We start from the raw sequence: 16727 nt of genomic DNA on the forward strand, positions 1-16727 counted from the left end.
TCCTTGGGCGTTCACGGGTCAGGACAGGATAGATGTATTCGTGGCAACGGCAGACATGAAAAAGCCCGCCGAAGCGGGCTTTTCTTGCCTCAGGTCAAGCCGACAGCTCGACCAGCAGCTTGTTGAGACGGCGTACGTAGGCCGCCGGATCCTTCAAGCTGTCACCGGCCGCCAGGGCCGCCTGGTCGAACAGGATGTGCGAAAGCTCGGCGAAGCGGTCTTCACTCTGCTCGCCATCGAGCTTCTCGATCAGCGGGTGGCTCGGGTTGAACTCGAAGATCGGCTTGGACTCCGGCACCTTCTGCCCGCTGGCCTCGAGGATCTGGCGCATCTGCAAGCCCAGGTCCTGTTCACCGATGGCCAGGATCGCCGGCGAGTCGGTCAGGCGGTGCGAGACACGCACCTCGGCAACGCTGTCACCCAGCGCGCCCTTGAGACGCTCGACCAGGCCTTCCTTGTCCTTGGCGACTTCTTCCTGGGCCTTCTTGTCCTCTTCGGAGTCCAGACTTCCCAGGTCCAGGTCGCCGCGGGCGACGTCGACGAAGGCCTTGCCGTCGAACTCGTTGAGGTAGCTCATCAGCCACTCGTCGATGCGGTCGGTGAGCAGCAGCACTTCGATGCCTTTCTTGCGGAAGACTTCCAGGTGCGGGCTGTTCTTGACCTGGGCGTAGGATTCGCCGGTAAGGAAGTAGATCTTGTCCTGGCCTTCCTTGGCGCGGGCCAGGTAGTCGGCCAGGGCGACGCTCTGCTCGCCGCTGTCGTCATGGGTGGAGGCGAAGCGCAGCAGGCTGGCGATCTTCTCCTTGTTGGCGAAGTCCTCGGCTGGGCCTTCCTTGAGCACCTGACCGAAGTTTTTCCAGAAGCCCTTGTACTGCTCGGGTTCGTTCTTCGCCAGTTTCTCCAGCATGTCCAGCACACGCTTGGTCAGCGCGGTCTTCATCGAGTCGATGATCGGGTCTTTCTGCAGGATCTCGCGGGAAACGTTCAGCGACAGGTCGTTGGAGTCGACCACGCCCTTGATGAAGCGCAGGTACAGCGGCAGGAACGACTCTGCCTGGTCCATGATGAACACGCGCTGCACGTACAGTTTCAGGCCGCGTGGCGCTTCGCGCTGATACAGGTCGAACGGCGCGCGGGCCGGCACGTACAGCAGCGAGTTGTACTCGAGCTTGCCTTCGACCTTGTTGTGGCTCCAGGCCAGCGGGTTCTCGAAGTCATGGCCGATGTGCTTGTAGAACTCCTGGTACTCCTCGTCCTTCACCTCGGTGCGCGAACGGGTCCACAGGGCGCTGGCGCGGTTGACGGTTTCCCATTCCTGCTCCGGCTTTTCCTCGCCTTCGGCGGCCTCGGCCTGCTCCTTGGGCAGCTCGATCGGCAGGGCGATGTGGTCGGAGTACTTCTTGACCACGTTGCGCAGACGCCAGCCATCGGCGAATTCATCCTCGCCCTTCTTCAGGTGCAGGACGATGCGGGTACCGCGCTGCGGCTTGTCGATGGTGGCGACTTCAAACTCGCCCTCGCCTTTGGATGACCAGTGCACGCCCTCGGCGGCCGGCAGGCCGGCGCGACGGCTGAACACGTCGACCTTGTCGGCGACAATGAACGCGGAGTAGAAGCCCACACCGAACTGACCGATCAGGTGCGAGTCCTTTTTCTGGTCACCGGTGAGGTTCTTCATGAAGTCGGCGGTACCGGACTTGGCAATGGTACCCAGGTGCGCGATCACGTCTTCGCGGCTCATGCCGATGCCGTTGTCCTCGAGGGTAACGGTGTTGGCAGCCTTGTCGAAGCTGAGGCGGATCTTCAGGTCGGCGTCGCCTTCGAGCAGCTCAGGCTTGGCCAGGGCCTCGAAGCGCAGCTTGTCAGCGGCGTCGGAGGCGTTGGAGATCAGCTCGCGCAGGAAGATCTCCTTGTTCGAATACAGGGAATGGATCATGAGGTGCAGCAGTTGCTTTACCTCGGTCTGAAAGCCCAGGGTTTCTTTTTGAGTCTCCACACTCATGGTCTTCAAAACTCCAATCTGTTGGTTGGTGACGCCTGGCGGCCAGCGGGCCGTTTTGATGGCGGATGTCCAGCAGATGGGGGCAGCCCTGACTATTTCAAGGGCTTTTCCGGTTCAATCTTGAAATGCGCGCGTGCCGTGGCGATCGGGGTGTCGCGATCGCCCTGCCAGGCGGTAATGGCGACGTTGGTCACCCGTCGCCCCTGGCGCCACAGCTGGCACTGGGCGTAGGTATCGCGGTAAAGGCCAGCACGCAGGTAGTCGATGGAAAAATCGATGATCTTCGGAATGCTCGCGCTTTCGCTGTAGATCAGCAGGTAGAGCGCCGCGGACAGCTCCATGAACCCGGCGATCACGCCGCCATGGATGGCCGGCAGCAACGGGTTGCCGATATTGTCCGGATTGGCCGGCAGACGGAACAGCAGGTCTTCGCCCTGGCGCTCGCATTCGATACCGATCAATCCGGCATAGGGGATCAACGCCAGCAAGGGCTGGTAATCACCCCGGGCGTGGGCCTGGTTCAGTTGCTGGCGGATATCGCTGGGGATCACGTGCGGCGCTCCTTGAGGCTGTTACCGAAGCGGATGCCGCCTTTGACGTCCTGCCCCAGGCGCATGAAGGTGCCGACTACCTGGCAGATCGGTTGCGCAGGGTCATCCTGGTAGGCTGTCCCCCGGGTGAAGATGACATCGCGGGTCACACGGTAGCACTGGGCATGGCCATGGATGTCCTTGCCCGCCTCGGCCGGGTGCATGTAGTCGATGCGTAGGTCCAAGGTCGGACATACCTCGAAGCTGGGCAGCGCGCAGAGCGTAGCCATGCCGCACGTGGTGTCCATCAGCGTGGTCAGCACACCACCATGCACCGCGCCATTCTGCGGATTGCCGACAATGGCCGGCGACCAGGGCAGCACCAGGGTCATGCCATCGGCGTCGGCATGCTGCACCCGCATCTGTAGTACCTGGCAATGTTTCAATGCCGACAGAAAGCGCTCGGCCATCGCCATCAATGGAGTCTCGTTCATTGTCCGCCGCCGCATAAAATGGGTAAAAAGTCTATATAGGCCAGGCAGTTATATATCTGTAACCTGCGTTGAACTTATTCGCCGGCAGGGTACTCGAAGGAACATACAAAGTTATTCCACCCAGGAGAAACACCCCATGCGTAAACCTTTTGCTTTTGCTCTGATGCTGGCCGCTGCCATGGGCCTGGCTGCTTGCGATAAAGCGAGCGAAGACAAAGCCCAGGACGCACAGCAACATGCCGAGCAAGCCCAAGAGAAGATGGGCGAAGCTCAGGATAAGATGAACGACGCCGCCAAGGAAAACGCCGAAGCCGCCAAAGATCAGGCCGAAGCGCAGCAGAAGGCCGCCGAGGAAGCTGCGCCTTCCACGCCAGCGCCGACCACTGCACCTGCCGAGCCAGCCAAGCAGTAATCGAGCGACATAAAGAAACCCGACACTGTCGGGTTTTTTTATATCTGTCATTTAACGCTGAAAGGCTTCAGCCTGCACTGTCGGAAGTGTCCCTGCTCGCCTCTACCGGTGCACTTTCGGTGGGCGTGAACACCATCACTTCCAGTACATGGGAATGAAACTCACGGCGATACAGAATGAACACCACGCCCACGCTCATGGCCATGAACAGCCAGGGGCTGATGAACCAGCTCAACATGGCCATGCCGAAGTAATACGAGCGCAACCCCAGGTTGAACTGGTTGGCGGCCAGCGACAGCACCCGCGCCGCCCGGGAGGCGAAAGCCTTGCGTTCCAGTTCGTTGACCTGACGTTCGCCTATCATCGGCGCCGAGCCCACCAATACTGCGGCGAAGTTGTATTGACGCATACACCAGCTGAACGTGAAGAACGCATAGACGAACACCGTCGCCAGGCACAGCAGCTTGATTTCTGACATGCCTTGGGACGCCTGCTGTACCAGCGGCAGGTCGGCCAGCAGCGACAACGCGCGGTCGGACGCACCGAGCACGGTGAGGATGCCGGCAAGAATGATCAGGGTGCTGGAGGCGAAGAACGATGCATTGCGCTCCAGGTTGCCTATCACGCTGGCATCGGCGATGCGGTTGTCGCGCAGCAGCATGCGGCGCATCCAATCCTCGCGGTAAAGGTGCAACACGCTGGCCAGGCACGCGGTGTCGCGCCCCTTCCAGGTGGCATAGCGGGTGTAGCCGCCCCAGCAGATGGCGAACCAGCAGACGGCCAGGAGGTTGCCAAGGTTGTTTTGGATGAAGGTCATGCAGGAATCCCTTAAAGAGAAACAGACCGGTGTTCGACGCCCGGATTCGTTAAAAGATACGCCATCGCGCGCTAGCGTCGGTCCAGGCCACAAAAAACCCCGCGCCTTTCGGCAGCGGGGTCTCGATAACCACCTTTGACGGGGGCCCTTTGGCTTTTGGCCAGCGCCCCGTCCATCAGGTTTCAATCCATCAGGCCAGCGCCTCGCGCGGCTTGCCCAGCATGCGGTCGCAGACCACGGCGACAGCCAGGGTCACCACCGAAGGCACCAGCCAGGCCATGCCTTCGTTGCTGAACGGCAGGTGAGCCAGGGCGTCAGGCAGTGCGTGGGCGAAGCTGCTGCCCTTGATGGCGTCGACAACGCCGAACACCAGCGACACCAGCATGACCGGCGCCAGGATGCGGGTTGGCGAGTTCCACAGGTCCTTCACGAAGCTCAGGCCCACGACCACGATGCACGGCGGATAGATCGCCGTCAGCACGGGAATCGAGAACATGATCAGCTTGGTCAGGCCCAGGTTGGAGATCACCAGCGAGAAACCAGCCAGGATCACCACCAGCGCACGGTACGACAGCGGCAGGATCTGGCTGAAGTATTCGGCACAGGCGCAGGTCAGACCCACGGCGGTGACCAGGCAGGCCAGCGCGATCAGTACCGCCAGGAAACCACTGCCCAGCGAACCGAAGGTGTGCTGCACATAGGCATGCAATACCATCGCACCGTTGGTGGCATCGGCTGCGATGTCATGACTGCCCGCGCCGAGGCGGAACAGGCTGACATACACCAGGACCAGACCCAGGCCGGCAATCAGGCCCGCAATGATGGCATAGCGGGTGATCAGCTTCGGCGACTCGACACCACGCGAACGGATGGCATTGACGATGACGATACCGAAGACCAGTGCCCCCAGCGTGTCCATGGTCAGGTAACCATCGGAGAAACCTTTGGAGAACGCAGCGGCGGCGTAGGCAGGCTGGGCCTCACCGATGGTGCCGGCCGGCAATGCGAACGCCGCGATGCCCAGCACAGCCAGGGCGATGATCTTCAACGGCGCGAGGAAACGCCCTACGGTGTCGAGCAGCTTGCCCGGGTACATGGACACGGCCAGGACCACCGCGAAGTACACCACGCTGTAAATGAGCAGAGCGAGCGGGCTTTCACCGGTCAGCGGTGCCACGCCCACTTCGAACGACACGGTCGCAGTGCGCGGGGTGGCGAACAGCGGGCCGACCGAGAGGTAGCACACCGCCGCCAGCAGGCCGCCGAAGAACTTGCCGATCGGGCTGCTCAGGGCATCCATGCCGCCACCGACCTTGGCCAGGGCGATCACGGTGATGACCGGCAGGCCCACGGCGGTGACCAGGAAGCCGAGTGCGGCCATCCATACGTTCGGGCCAGACTGCAGGCCGACGATAGGTGGGAAGATGATGTTGCCGGCGCCTACGAAAAGCGCAAACGTCATAAAGCCAAGCGCCAGGATATCCTGGCCTTTTAACACTTTCATTTAAGGAAATACCACACTGCTGAAATCGGGAGTCGGAGGGGATTTCCCATAGGATGAAGGGAAATGCTGCCCGGCTTGGTGAGCCAGACCCGTTTAGCGTGTCGTTCCCTTTTGGGGTACGGGCACAGAGTGAACGCGTAGCCTACCTGTTTTGCCTGACAAACGCACTGGCACAGTGCTGCTTGTCCGATGTGCGTATGTGTTTGTCGTCTTGTTGAACGTGTTCAGCGACAATTTATTGCGTATTCAAACGAATGTCTGGTTGAAAATCCTGATAGCGACCATCGGAATTTCCGAAGGTGTGCAGCCCCATCTTCCAAGCGATCCCCGTTAACGACAAAGGCCACCCGAAGGTGGCCTTTGTGCGCGTGGGGGGTATTGCGTGTTACTTACTTCTTGACTTCCCAGCCAGTCAGCTCGGCCAGAGCCTTGCCGATGTCAGCCAGGGAACGCACGGTTTTCACACCAGCGTCCTGCAGGGCGGCGAACTTCTCGTCCGCAGTACCCTTGCCACCGGAGATGATGGCGCCAGCGTGGCCCATGCGCTTGCCAGCAGGTGCGGTAACACCGGCGATGTAGGAAACGACAGGCTTGGTCACGTTGGCCTTGATGTAGGCCGCGGCTTCTTCTTCAGCGGAACCGCCGATTTCACCGATCATGACGATCGCTTCGGTCTTCGGGTCTTCCTGGAACAGCTTCAGGATGTCGATGAAGTTGGAGCCCGGGATCGGGTCACCGCCGATGCCGACGCAGGTCGACTGGCCGAAGCCGGCGTCGGTGGTCTGCTTGACAGCTTCATAGGTCAGGGTGCCGGAACGCGAAACGATACCGACCTTGCCTGGCAGGTGGATGTGACCTGGCATGATGCCGATCTTGCACTCGCCCGGAGTGATCACGCCTGGGCAGTTCGGGCCGATCAGGGTCACGCCCAGCTCGTCGCACTTGACCTTGGCGTCCAGCATGTCGAGGGTAGGGATACCCTCGGTGATGCAGACGATCAGCTTGATGCCACCGAAGGCGGCTTCCAGGATCGAGTCCTTGCAGAAAGGAGCCGGTACGTAGATGACCGACGCGTCAGCGCCGGTAGCTTCCACAGCTTCTTTCACGGTGTTGAACACCGGCAGGCCCAGGTGGGTGGTGCCACCCTTGCCCGGGGTGACGCCGCCGACCATCTTGGTGCCGTAGGCGATGGCTTGTTCGGAGTGGAAGGTACCCTGCGAGCCGGTGAAGCCCTGGCAGATGACTTTGGTGTCTTTATTGATCAGGACGCTCATTACTTGCCCTCCGCAGCTTTGACAACTTGTTGAGCAGCGTCGGTCAGGCTGGTTGCCGCAATGATGTTCAAACCGCTTTCTGCCAGTACTTTAGCGCCCAGTTCGGCGTTGTTGCCTTCAAGGCGAACGACGACCGGAACCTTGACGCCGACCTCTTTCACCGCGCCAATGATGCCTTCGGCAATCATGTCGCAGCGAACGATGCCGCCGAAGATGTTGACCAGTACGGCCGCGACATTGCTGTCGGACAGGATGATCTTGAACGCTTCGGTAACGCGCTCTTTGGTAGCGCCGCCGCCAACGTCGAGGAAGTTGGCAGGCTTGCCGCCGTGCAGGTTGACGATGTCCATGGTACCCATGGCCAGGCCGGCACCGTTGACCATGCAGCCGATGTTGCCTTCGAGGGCAACGTAGTTCAGTTCGAACTTGGCGGCGTGGGCTTCACGGGCGTCATCCTGCGACGGATCGTGGAAGGTCTTCAGCTTCGGCTGACGGTACATGGCGTTGGCGTCGATGTTGATCTTGGCATCGAGGCAGTGCAGATCGCCATCGGCCTTGATCACCAGCGGGTTCACTTCCAGCAGGGCCAGATCGTGATCCTTGAACAGCTTGGCCAGGCCTACGAAGATCTTGGCGAACTGCTGAACTTGCTTGCCTTCCAGGCCCAGCTGGAACGCCAGCTCGCGACCCTGGAACGGCTGGGCACCGACCAGTGGATCGATGGTGGCCTTGAGGATCTTCTCAGGAGTGTCGTGAGCGACTTTCTCGATGTCCACGCCACCTTCGGTGGAGGCCATGAACACGATGCGGCGGCTCGAACGGTCGACTACAGCGCCCAGGTAGAGCTCTTTGGCGATGTCAGTGCAGGACTCGACCAGGATCTTGGAAACTGGCTGACCATTGGCGTCGGTCTGGTAGGTAACCAGGTTCTTGCCAAGCCACTGTGCAGCGAACGCCTTGGCGTCTTCCTTGCTGCGAACCAGCTTGACGCCGCCCGCTTTACCGCGACCACCGGCGTGGACCTGGGCTTTTACAACCCACTCGGAACCGCCGATCTTGTCGCAGGCTTCTGCTGCAGCTTCAGGGGTGTCGACTGCGAAACCCTTGGAAACTGGCAGGCCGTACTCAGCGAACAGCTGCTTACCCTGATACTCGTGAAGATTCATGCTTTTTACCGTCTTCGTTAGGTACTGCGCTTCGGCGCTGCGCCATTACTGGCGCCGCACCACCTGTGACCGTTGACCCTGGGTTTTCCCATGTGATCCGGTCCGGCGGACGTTCCGCGGTGAGTCTTGCACGCAAGACCCACGACGGGCAGCCCGCCGTGGTTTCTTATAATTAACGCTTCTTACGGTTGGCGACGTGAATGGCACCGCCATTCACCGCCAGCGCTGCTTCATGCAGCGCTTCGGACAGGGTCGGATGGCTGAAGACCATCATGCCCAGATCCTCGGCACTGGTGCCGAATTCCATTGCGATCGCGCCTTGCTGGACCAGCTCGGCAGCGGATGGGCCGATCACATGTACACCCAGCACACGATCGGTTTTAGCATCGGCGATGACCTTGACGAAACCACCGGTATCGTTGGCTGCCATCGCACGGCCGCTGGCCGCGAACGGGAAGGTGCCCACGTTAACCTCAACGCCTTCGGCTTTCAACGCCTGTTCGGTCTTGCCGACCCACGCGATCTCCGGGTGGGTGTAGATGACGGAAGGAATCAGGTCATAGTTCATCTGGGCTTTGTGGCCCTTGATGCGCTCGACGACCATGATGCCCTCTTCCGAGGCCTTGTGCGCCAGCATCATGCCGCGCACCACGTCGCCGATGGCGAACACGCCAGGAACGCTGGTGGCGCAGTGATCGTCAACGAAGATGTAGCCACGCTCGTCAATGGTCACACCGCTGTCGGCGGCCAGCAGGTCGGTGGTCACCGGGCGACGGCCGACCGCGACGATCAGCTTGTCGAAGGTGATCTTCTGCTCGCCTTCGGCATTGGTGTAGGTAACTTCGACTTCGTCGCCGTTGACTTTCGAGCCGGTGACGCGAGCGCCCAGCTTGATGTCCAGGCCTTGCTTGGTCAGGGTCTTCTGGGCCTCTTTCGACACGGCAGTGTCGGCAGCCATCAGGAAGGTGTCCAGGGCCTCGAGCACGGTGACTTCGGCACCCAGGCGCGCCCAGACCGAACCCAGTTCCAAGCCGATAACGCCGGCACCGATGACGCCCAGGCGCTTAGGAACCGATTGGAATTCCAGTGCGCCGGTGGAGTCGACGATGACTTTCTGGTCGACCGGAGCCGGAGGAATATCGATCGGGCGCGAGCCGGAAGCCAGGATCACGTTCTCGGCTTCGATGACTTCGGTAGTGCCGTCAGCCTTGGTAACTTCGACTTTCTTGCCGGCCAGCAGCTTGCCGTGGCCCTGGATCGAAGTGACGCCGTTGGCCTTGAACAGGGTGGCAACACCGCCGGTCAGGTTCTTGACGATGCCGGCCTTGCGGCCAACCATCGCGGCGACGTCCATCTTCACTTCACCCGTGGAGATACCGTGGACGTTGAAGCTCTCTTTGGCTTCCTTGTACTTCCAGGAGCTGTCCAGCAGTGCCTTGGAAGGAATGCAACCTACGTTCAGGCAGGTGCCGCCCAGGGCCAGCTTGCCCTCGGCGTCGGTGTATTTCTCGATACAGGCAGTCTTCAGACCGAGTTGGGCAGCCTTGATGGCGGCAACATAGCCGCCAGGACCTGCACCAATCACCACTACGTCGAATTTCTGGGTCATAAAAGATTCCTTATCAGCTACAAGCTACAAGCCGCGTACCGCACGGCCCCGTCTCTTGAAGAACGGGGCCGGCGGCGCGCAGCTAGTTGATTAGATGTCCAGCAGCAGGCGAGACGGATCTTCCAGCAGGTTCTTGATGGTCACCAGGAAGGTTACCGCTTCCTTGCCGTCGATCAGGCGGTGGTCATAAGACAGCGCCAGGTACATCATCGGACGGATCACGACCTGGCCATTGATGGCCATCGGGCGCTGGATGATGTTGTGCATACCCAGGATCGCGGCCTGCGGCGGGTTGACGATCGGGGTCGACATCATCGAGCCGAAGGTACCACCGTTGGTGATGGTGAAGGTACCGCCGGTCATCTCTTCGATGGCCAGCTTGCCGTCACGGGCCTTCTTGCCGAAGGTGGCGATGCCGTTCTCGATCTCAGCCAGGCTCATCGACTCGGCATTACGCAGTACCGGCACCACCAGGCCACGGTCGCTGGACACGGCGACGCCGACGTCGGCATAACCGTGGTAGACAATGTCGTTGCCGTCGATCGAGGCGTTGACTGCCGGGAAGCGCTTGAGCGCCTCGGTGGCGGCCTTGACGAAGAACGACATGAAGCCCAGGCGCACGCCGTTGTGGGTCTTCTCGAACAAGTCCTTGTACTTCGAACGCAGGGCCATGACCTCGGTCATGTCGACTTCGTTGAAGGTGGTCAGCATCGCCATGTTCGACTGGGCTTCGACCAGACGCTCGGCAATCTTGGCGCGCAGACGGGTCATCGGCACGCGCTTCTCGGTACGGTCGCCGGCGGCAACGACAACCGGGGCAGCGGCGGCTGCGGCGGCAGGCTTGGCCGCTGGAGCCGGGGCGGACTTCTTGTTGGCGACGGCGGCAACGACGTCTTCCTTGGTGATGCGACCGCCCTTGCCGGTGCCGGCAACGGTAGCCAGGTCGATGCCGTTCTCTTCGGCCAGCTTGCGCGCAGCCGGGGCGGCAACCGGGTCGTCTTCACCAGCGTCGGCGGCAGCGGCGGCTGGAGCGGCAGCGGCCGGGGCAGCAGCCGGAGCAGCGGCGGCAGCGCCGCCCTCCACGATCGAACCCAGCACTTCGTCGGACAGGACGGTGTCGCCCTCGCCCTTGACGATGGCGCCCAGCACGCCGTCGGCAGTGGCCAGGACTTCAAGGACGACCTTGTCGGTTTCGATGTCGACGATCAGCTCGTCACGCTTGACGGCGTCGCCCGGCTGCTTGTGCCAGGTGGCAACGGTGCCATCGGCAACCGATTCCGGGAAGGTTGGGGCTTTGATCTCGATAGCCATTATCTGTGTTTCCTTAAATTCGGTTTCAGGTGCGCGAAGGCGTTAGACGGTGAACGCGTCTTGCAGCAGTTTTTCCTGCTGCTCGGCGTGCTTCGATGCGTAACCACAGGCTGGCGCGGCGGAAGCGTCGCGGCCGGCGTATTCCAGAACCAGTGCCTTGTTGTGGCGGCCCAGGATACGGCGCATGTGATGCTGGCTGCTGTACCAGGCGCCCTGGTTCATCGGCTCTTCCTGACACCACACTGCATGCTTGAGGTTGGTGTAAGGCGCCAGGATTTCGACCAGGTCGTCCTCAGGGAACGGATACAGCTGCTCGATACGCACGATGGCGATGTCTTCGCGGCCTTCGGCACGGCGTTTTTCCAGCAGGTCGTAGTAGACCTTGCCACCGCACAGGACCAGACGCTCGACCTTGGCCGGATCGAGGTTGTCGATTTCCGGGATCACGGTCTGGAACGAACCTTCGGCCAGATCTTCCAGCGTCGAGATGGCCAGCTTGTGGCGCAGCAGCGACTTCGGCGTCAGCACGATCAGCGGTTTGCGCAGCGGACGGATGACCTGGCGACGCAGCAGGTGGTAGATCTGGGCCGGGGTGGTCGGCACGCAAACCTGGATGTTGTGCTCGGCGCACAGCTGCAGGTAACGCTCCAGACGCGCGGAGGAGTGCTCCGGACCTTGCCCTTCATAACCGTGTGGCAGCAGCATGGTCAGACCGCACAGGCGGCCCCACTTGTGCTCACCGCTGGTGATGAACTGGTCGATCACCACTTGCGCACCGTTGGCGAAGTCGCCGAACTGGGCTTCCCAGATCACCAGCGCGTTCGGCGTGGTGGTCGAGTAGCCGTATTCGAAGGCCAGCACGGCTTCTTCCGAAAGGAAGGAGTCGTACAGTTCGAAGCGCGGCTGGCCCGGGAACAGGTTCTTCAGCGGTACGTAGGTGCTGGCGTCCTTCTGGTTGTGCAGCACCGCGTGACGGTGCGAGAAGGTGCCACGGCCGATGTCCTGGCCGGTCATGCGGATCGGGTGCCCTTCGAACTGCAGGGTGGCGTAGGCCATGGTCTCGGCGTAGCCCCAGTTGATCGGCAAGCCACCGGCCTGCATCTTCTGGCGATCTTCGTAGATCTTGGCGACCTGACGCTGGACGACGAAGCCTTCTGGAAGCTCCAGCAGCTTGGCCGACAGTTCCTGCAGGGTCTTGAGGTCGAAGCGGGTGTCATGACGCGCGGTCCAGGCATGGCCCAGGTAGGGACGCCAGTCGACGAACAGCTCGCGGTTCGGCTCCTTGACCAGGCTCTTGACTACATGCAGGCCGTTGTCCAGGGCGTTGCGATACTCGTCGATCTTGGCCTGGGCGCGTTCGGCATCGATGCGGCCGGCGCTGATCAGTTGCTCGGCGTACAACTCACGGGTGGTGCGCTGCTTGCTGATCTGCTGGTACATGAGCGGCTGGGTGCCGTTCGGCTCGTCGGCCTCGTTGTGGCCGCGGCGGCGGTAGCAGACCAAGTCGATGACCACATCACGCTTGAACTGCATGCGGTAATCGATGGCCAGCTGGGTGACGAACATCACCGCTTCAGGATCGTCGCCGTTCACGTGCAGGATCGGCGCCTGGATCATCTTGGCAACGTCGGTGGCGTACTCGGTTGAACGCGCGTCGAGCGGATTGCTGATGGTGAAGCCGACCTGGTTGTTGATCACGATGTGCACGGTGCCGCCGGTCTTGAAACCGCGGGTCTGCGACATCTGGAAGGTTTCCATGACCACGCCCTGGCCGGCGAACGCTGCGTCGCCGTGGATCGAAATCGGCAGAACCTTGTCGCCAACGCTGTCGTTGCGGCGATCTTGGCGGGCGCGAACCGAACCTTCCACCACTGGCGAGACGATTTCCAGGTGGGAGGGGTTGAACGCCATGGCCAGGTGGACTTCGCCACCGGGGGTCATCACGTTGGAGGAGAACCCCTGGTGGTACTTCACGTCACCGGAGCCCAGCTCGTTCATCTTCTTGCCTTCGAACTCGTCGAACAGCTCGCGCGGGTTCTTGCCGAAGGTATTGACGAGCACGTTCAGACGGCCACGGTGGGCCATGCCGATCACGACTTCCTTGGTACCGTAGGAACCGGAGCGCTGGATCATTTCGTCCAGCATCGGGATCAGGCTCTCACCGCCTTCCAGGCCAAAGCGCTTGGTGCCCGGGTACTTGGTGCCCAGATACTTCTCAAGGCCCTCACCGGCCGTGACGCGCTCGAGCAGATGTGCCTGCACGTCGGCGGAGAACTCGGGGCGGCCACGCACGCTTTCCAGGCGCTGCTGGAACCAGCTGCGCTGCTCGGAATCGACGATGTGGGTGAATTCGGCACCAATGGTGCGACAATATGTCTTCTCGAGCGCCTCGAAAATTTCGCGTAGGCTCGCTTCCTCTTTGCCGATGAACAGGTCGCCGGCACGGAAGGTCGTATCAAGATCGGCATTGGTCAAGCCGTAATGATTGATCGACAGGTCTACGGGCGCAGGACGCTGCCACAACCCCAACGGGTCGAGCTTGGCAGCCTGATGGCCGCGCATACGATAGGCCTGGATCAGTCGCAGCACTTCAACCTGCTTCTTCTCGTGTTCTGTGCTCACGCTCCCGGCGGAAACCGGTTGGGCGCGGCGCTGGTTCTTTGCCAGCAGTACGAAATGGTCGCGGATCGTCGAGTGCGAGACATCGGTAGCGGTGCTGCCGTCGGCGGGCAACTTCTGGAAGTAAGTGCGCCACTCTTCTGGCACAGCGTTAGGGTCGTGCAGGTAGAGCTCATAAAGCTCTTCCACATATGCAGCGTTACCACCTGAAAGGTGGGCGCTTTCCCACATGCGCTGCATCACGCTTTCTTGCATGCTTGGTCACCCTCGGTTAGGGGACTGATCGGCGAGAGCCACAGCAAACCTGGAAAAGTCCGAACACAGCGACTGAACCACGCCACCTGGATCCTGCTGATTTTCCGGGTACCAGCCCGGAAGCCCCTGCTGGTCTCATATCTTCATAGGTAATGAGCGCGGGCTTTGTGAGCCCTTGCTCGGGTTTTACCTCAGTGCGGGCTCACCACCCGCACCTCGGCTTACTGCAGGTACAACGCTTTGAATCAGGTGCCGCTTTGCAGCAGCATGTTACGTACGTGGCCGATTGCCTTGGTCGGGTTCAGACCCTTCGGGCAAACGTTCACGCAGTTCATGATCCCGCGGCAGCGGAACACGCTGAACGGGTCATCCAGGGACGCCAGGCGCTCCTGAGTCTTGGTGTCACGGCTATCGGCCAGGAAGCGGTAGGCCTGCAGCAGGGCGGCGGGGCCCAGGAACTTGTCCGGGTTCCACCAGAACGATGGGCAGGAGGTCGAGCAGCAAGCACACAGGATGCACTCGTACAGACCGTCCAGCTTGTCGCGGTCTTCCGGCGACTGCAGACGCTCGATGGCCGGGGCCGGCGTGTCGTTCTGCAGGAATGGCTTCACCTTCTCGTACTGCTTGTAGAAGATGCTCATATCGACCACCAGGTCACGAATGACCGGCAGGCCAGGCAGCGGACGCAGTACCAGCTTATTGCCCTTGACCACGCCCGACAGCGGGGTGATGCAGGCCAGGCCGTTCTTGCCGTTCATGTTCATGCCATCGGAACCGCACACGCCTTCACGGCAGGAGCGACGATACGAGAAGCCCTCGTCCTTTTCCTTGATCAGTGCCAGCACGTCCAGAACCATCAGGTCCTTGCCGCCGGTATCGACGTCGAACGACTCCATCTTGGGCGCCGAGTCGGTGTCGGGGTTGTAGCGATAAACTTCGACTTTCAACATAGCAGCCACCCTTAGTAAGTCCGGACTTTTGGTTCGAAGGCAGGAACTGTCTTCGGCGCAAAGTTGACACCACGCTTGGCGACGCGCTTCTCACCCGGGTAGTACAGGGTGTGGCACAGCCAGTTTTCGTCGTCACGGTCTTCGAAGTCTTCACGGGCGTGTGCGCCACGGGACTCTTTACGGGCTTCGGCCGCGATGGCGGTAGCTTCGGCGACTTCCAGCAGGTTCTGCAGCTCCAGCGCTTCGATACGCGCAGTGTTGAAGGCCTGGGACTTGTCGTTGATCTTGACGTTGGCGATGCGGTCACGCAGGCCAGCCAGTTGCTCGATACCCTTCTGCATGTATTCACCGGTACGGAATACACCGAAGTAGTTCTGCATGCAGCTCTGCAGTTCGCGCTTCAGGCTTGCCACGTCTTCGCCGCTGGTACGCTCGTTGAGCTTGTTCAGGCGGTTCAGGGCAACATCGACGTCGGTGTCGCTGGCATCGCGGTACTCGACGCCTTCGGTCAGCGCCTTTTCCAGGTGCAGGCCGGCGGCACGGCCGAACACCACCAGGTCGAGCAGCGAGTTGCCGCCCAGGCGGTTGGCGCCGTGGACCGATACGCAAGCCACTTCACCCACGGCGAACAAGCCCGGGATGATGTGATCCTTGCCTTCGGCGTCCATGGTGATGGCCTGGCCATGAATGTTGGTGGCGACGCCGCCCATCATGTAGTGGCAGGTCGGCACGACCGGTACCGGGGCGACTACTGGATCGACGTGGGCGAAGGTCTTGGACAGCTCGCAGATACCTGGCAAGCGGCTGTGCAGCACTTCCTCGCCCAGGTGATCCAGCTTCAGCAGCACGTGGTCCTTGTTCGGGCCCACGCCGTTGCCGGCGATGATTTCCTTGACCATGGAACGAGCGACCACGTCGCGGCCGGCCAGGTCTTTCGCGTTCGGCGCGTAACGCTCCATGAAGCGCTCGCCGTGGGCGTTGATCAGGTAGCCACCCTCACCGCGGCAACCTTCGGTGACCAATACACCGGCGCCGGCGATGCCGGTCGGGTGGAACTGCCACATCTCGATGTCCTGCACCGGTACGCCGGCACGCAGGGCCATGCCGATACCGTCGCCGGTATTGATCAGGGCGTTGGTGGTGGAGGCGTAGATACGACCAGCACCGCCAGTCGCCAGCACGGTGGCCTTGGACTTGATGTACATGGTTTCGCCGGTTTCGATGCAGATCGCGATCACACCGACGAAAGCGCCGTCCTGGTTTTTCACCAGGTCAACGGCGTAGTACTCGTTGAGGAAGGTGGTGCCTGCCTTCAGGTTGCCCTGGTACAGGGTGTGCAGCAGCGCGTGACCGGTACGGTCGGAGGCTGCACAGGTACGGGCAGCCTGGCCGCCCTTGCCGAAGTCCTTGGACTGGCCACCGAACGGACGCTGGTAGATACGGCCGGTTTCGGTACGCGAGAACGGCAGGCCCATATGGTCGAGCTCGAAGACCGCGGCCGGGCCTTCCTGACACATGTACTCGATAGCGTCCTGGTCACCGATGTAGTCGGAACCCTTGACGGTATCGTACATGTGCCAGCGCCAGTCGTCGTTCGGGTCGGCCGAAGCGATGGCGCAGGTGATGCCGCCCTGGGCGGAAACGGTATGCGAACGGGTCGGGAACACCTTGGTGACTACGGCGGTCTTGTGGCCGCCTTGAGCCAGTTGCAGTGCTGCGCGCATGCCCGCGCCGCCACCACCAATGATGATGGCGTCGAAGGAAATGGTTGGAATGTTAGCCAT

At 61.3% G+C, this 16727-nt stretch carries 13 protein-coding genes; 1 reads left to right on the plus strand and 12 read right to left on the minus strand.

From position 1 onward, the window contains the following. Positions 1-94: 94 nt before the first annotated feature. The 3 genes from htpG to LU688_RS19040 form a co-directional block, all read right to left on the minus strand. Entirely contained in the window at positions 95-2002 is a 1908-nt protein-coding gene (htpG, locus tag LU688_RS19030) for a molecular chaperone HtpG (protein ID WP_094012050.1), read from the minus strand. 92 nt (positions 2003-2094) lie between these two features. Further along, entirely contained in the window at positions 2095-2553 is a 459-nt protein-coding gene (locus LU688_RS19035) for a PaaI family thioesterase (protein WP_023629623.1), read from the minus strand. Continuing rightward, positions 2550-3026 carry a PaaI family thioesterase gene (locus tag LU688_RS19040; protein ID WP_023629624.1) on the minus strand — a complete coding sequence of 159 codons (477 nt, stop codon included), beginning with the start codon at positions 3024-3026 and terminating at the stop codon, positions 2550-2552. The genes LU688_RS19035 and LU688_RS19040 overlap by 4 nt, the downstream gene beginning before the upstream one ends. A gap of 136 nt (positions 3027-3162) precedes the next feature. Here LU688_RS19040 and LU688_RS19045 point away from each other — a divergent pair, with 136 nt between their 5' ends. Beyond that, entirely contained in the window at positions 3163-3438 is a 276-nt protein-coding gene (locus tag LU688_RS19045) for a hypothetical protein (protein WP_023629625.1), read from the plus strand. A 67-nt stretch (positions 3439-3505) separates the two neighbouring features. On the opposite strand, the gene LU688_RS19050 is transcribed toward LU688_RS19045, so the two are convergent. From LU688_RS19050 to sdhA, 9 genes are all read right to left on the minus strand, one after another. Then, positions 3506-4255, minus strand: a complete 750-nt coding sequence (locus LU688_RS19050) for a DUF599 domain-containing protein (RefSeq protein WP_023629626.1) — start codon at positions 4253-4255, stop codon at positions 3506-3508. Positions 4256-4445: 190 nt separating this feature from the next. Continuing rightward, a complete protein-coding gene (gene brnQ, locus LU688_RS19055) occupies positions 4446-5759 on the minus strand; it encodes a branched-chain amino acid transport system II carrier protein (protein ID WP_023629627.1) in 1314 nt (437 codons plus the stop codon). A gap of 389 nt (positions 5760-6148) precedes the next feature. After that, a complete protein-coding gene (gene sucD, locus LU688_RS19060; RefSeq protein WP_004376004.1) occupies positions 6149-7033 on the minus strand; it encodes a succinate--CoA ligase subunit alpha in 885 nt (294 codons plus the stop codon). Continuing rightward, complete coding sequence (gene sucC / locus LU688_RS19065; protein ID WP_023629628.1) at positions 7033-8199, minus strand: ADP-forming succinate--CoA ligase subunit beta; 1167 nt, start codon at positions 8197-8199, stop codon at positions 7033-7035. Before sucC ends, sucD begins: the two co-directional genes overlap by 1 nt. A 172-nt stretch (positions 8200-8371) precedes the next feature. Then, positions 8372-9808 carry a dihydrolipoyl dehydrogenase gene (lpdA, locus tag LU688_RS19070; protein WP_038706504.1) on the minus strand — a complete coding sequence of 479 codons (1437 nt, stop codon included), beginning with the start codon at positions 9806-9808 and terminating at the stop codon, positions 8372-8374. A 90-nt stretch (positions 9809-9898) separates the two neighbouring features. Beyond that, the gene (gene odhB / locus LU688_RS19075) at positions 9899-11119 is read right to left on the minus strand and encodes a 2-oxoglutarate dehydrogenase complex dihydrolipoyllysine-residue succinyltransferase (RefSeq protein ID WP_094012048.1); all 1221 of its coding nucleotides are present in this window, start codon (positions 11117-11119) and stop codon (positions 9899-9901) included. A gap of 42 nt (positions 11120-11161) precedes the next feature. Beyond that, on the minus strand, positions 11162-13993 hold the full coding sequence (locus LU688_RS19080) for a 2-oxoglutarate dehydrogenase E1 component (protein WP_023628894.1): 2832 nt from the start codon (positions 13991-13993) through the stop codon (positions 11162-11164). Between the two features lie 245 nt (positions 13994-14238). After that, complete coding sequence (locus LU688_RS19085; RefSeq protein ID WP_012315348.1) at positions 14239-14943, minus strand: succinate dehydrogenase iron-sulfur subunit; 705 nt, start codon at positions 14941-14943, stop codon at positions 14239-14241. Positions 14944-14954: 11 nt separating this feature from the next. Further along, a complete protein-coding gene (sdhA, locus tag LU688_RS19090; protein ID WP_023628895.1) occupies positions 14955-16727 on the minus strand; it encodes a succinate dehydrogenase flavoprotein subunit in 1773 nt (590 codons plus the stop codon).

Origin of the sequence: Pseudomonas soli (assembly GCF_021283165.2) — a bacterium.
GTDB lineage: Bacteria > Pseudomonadota > Gammaproteobacteria > Pseudomonadales > Pseudomonadaceae > Aquipseudomonas > Aquipseudomonas soli.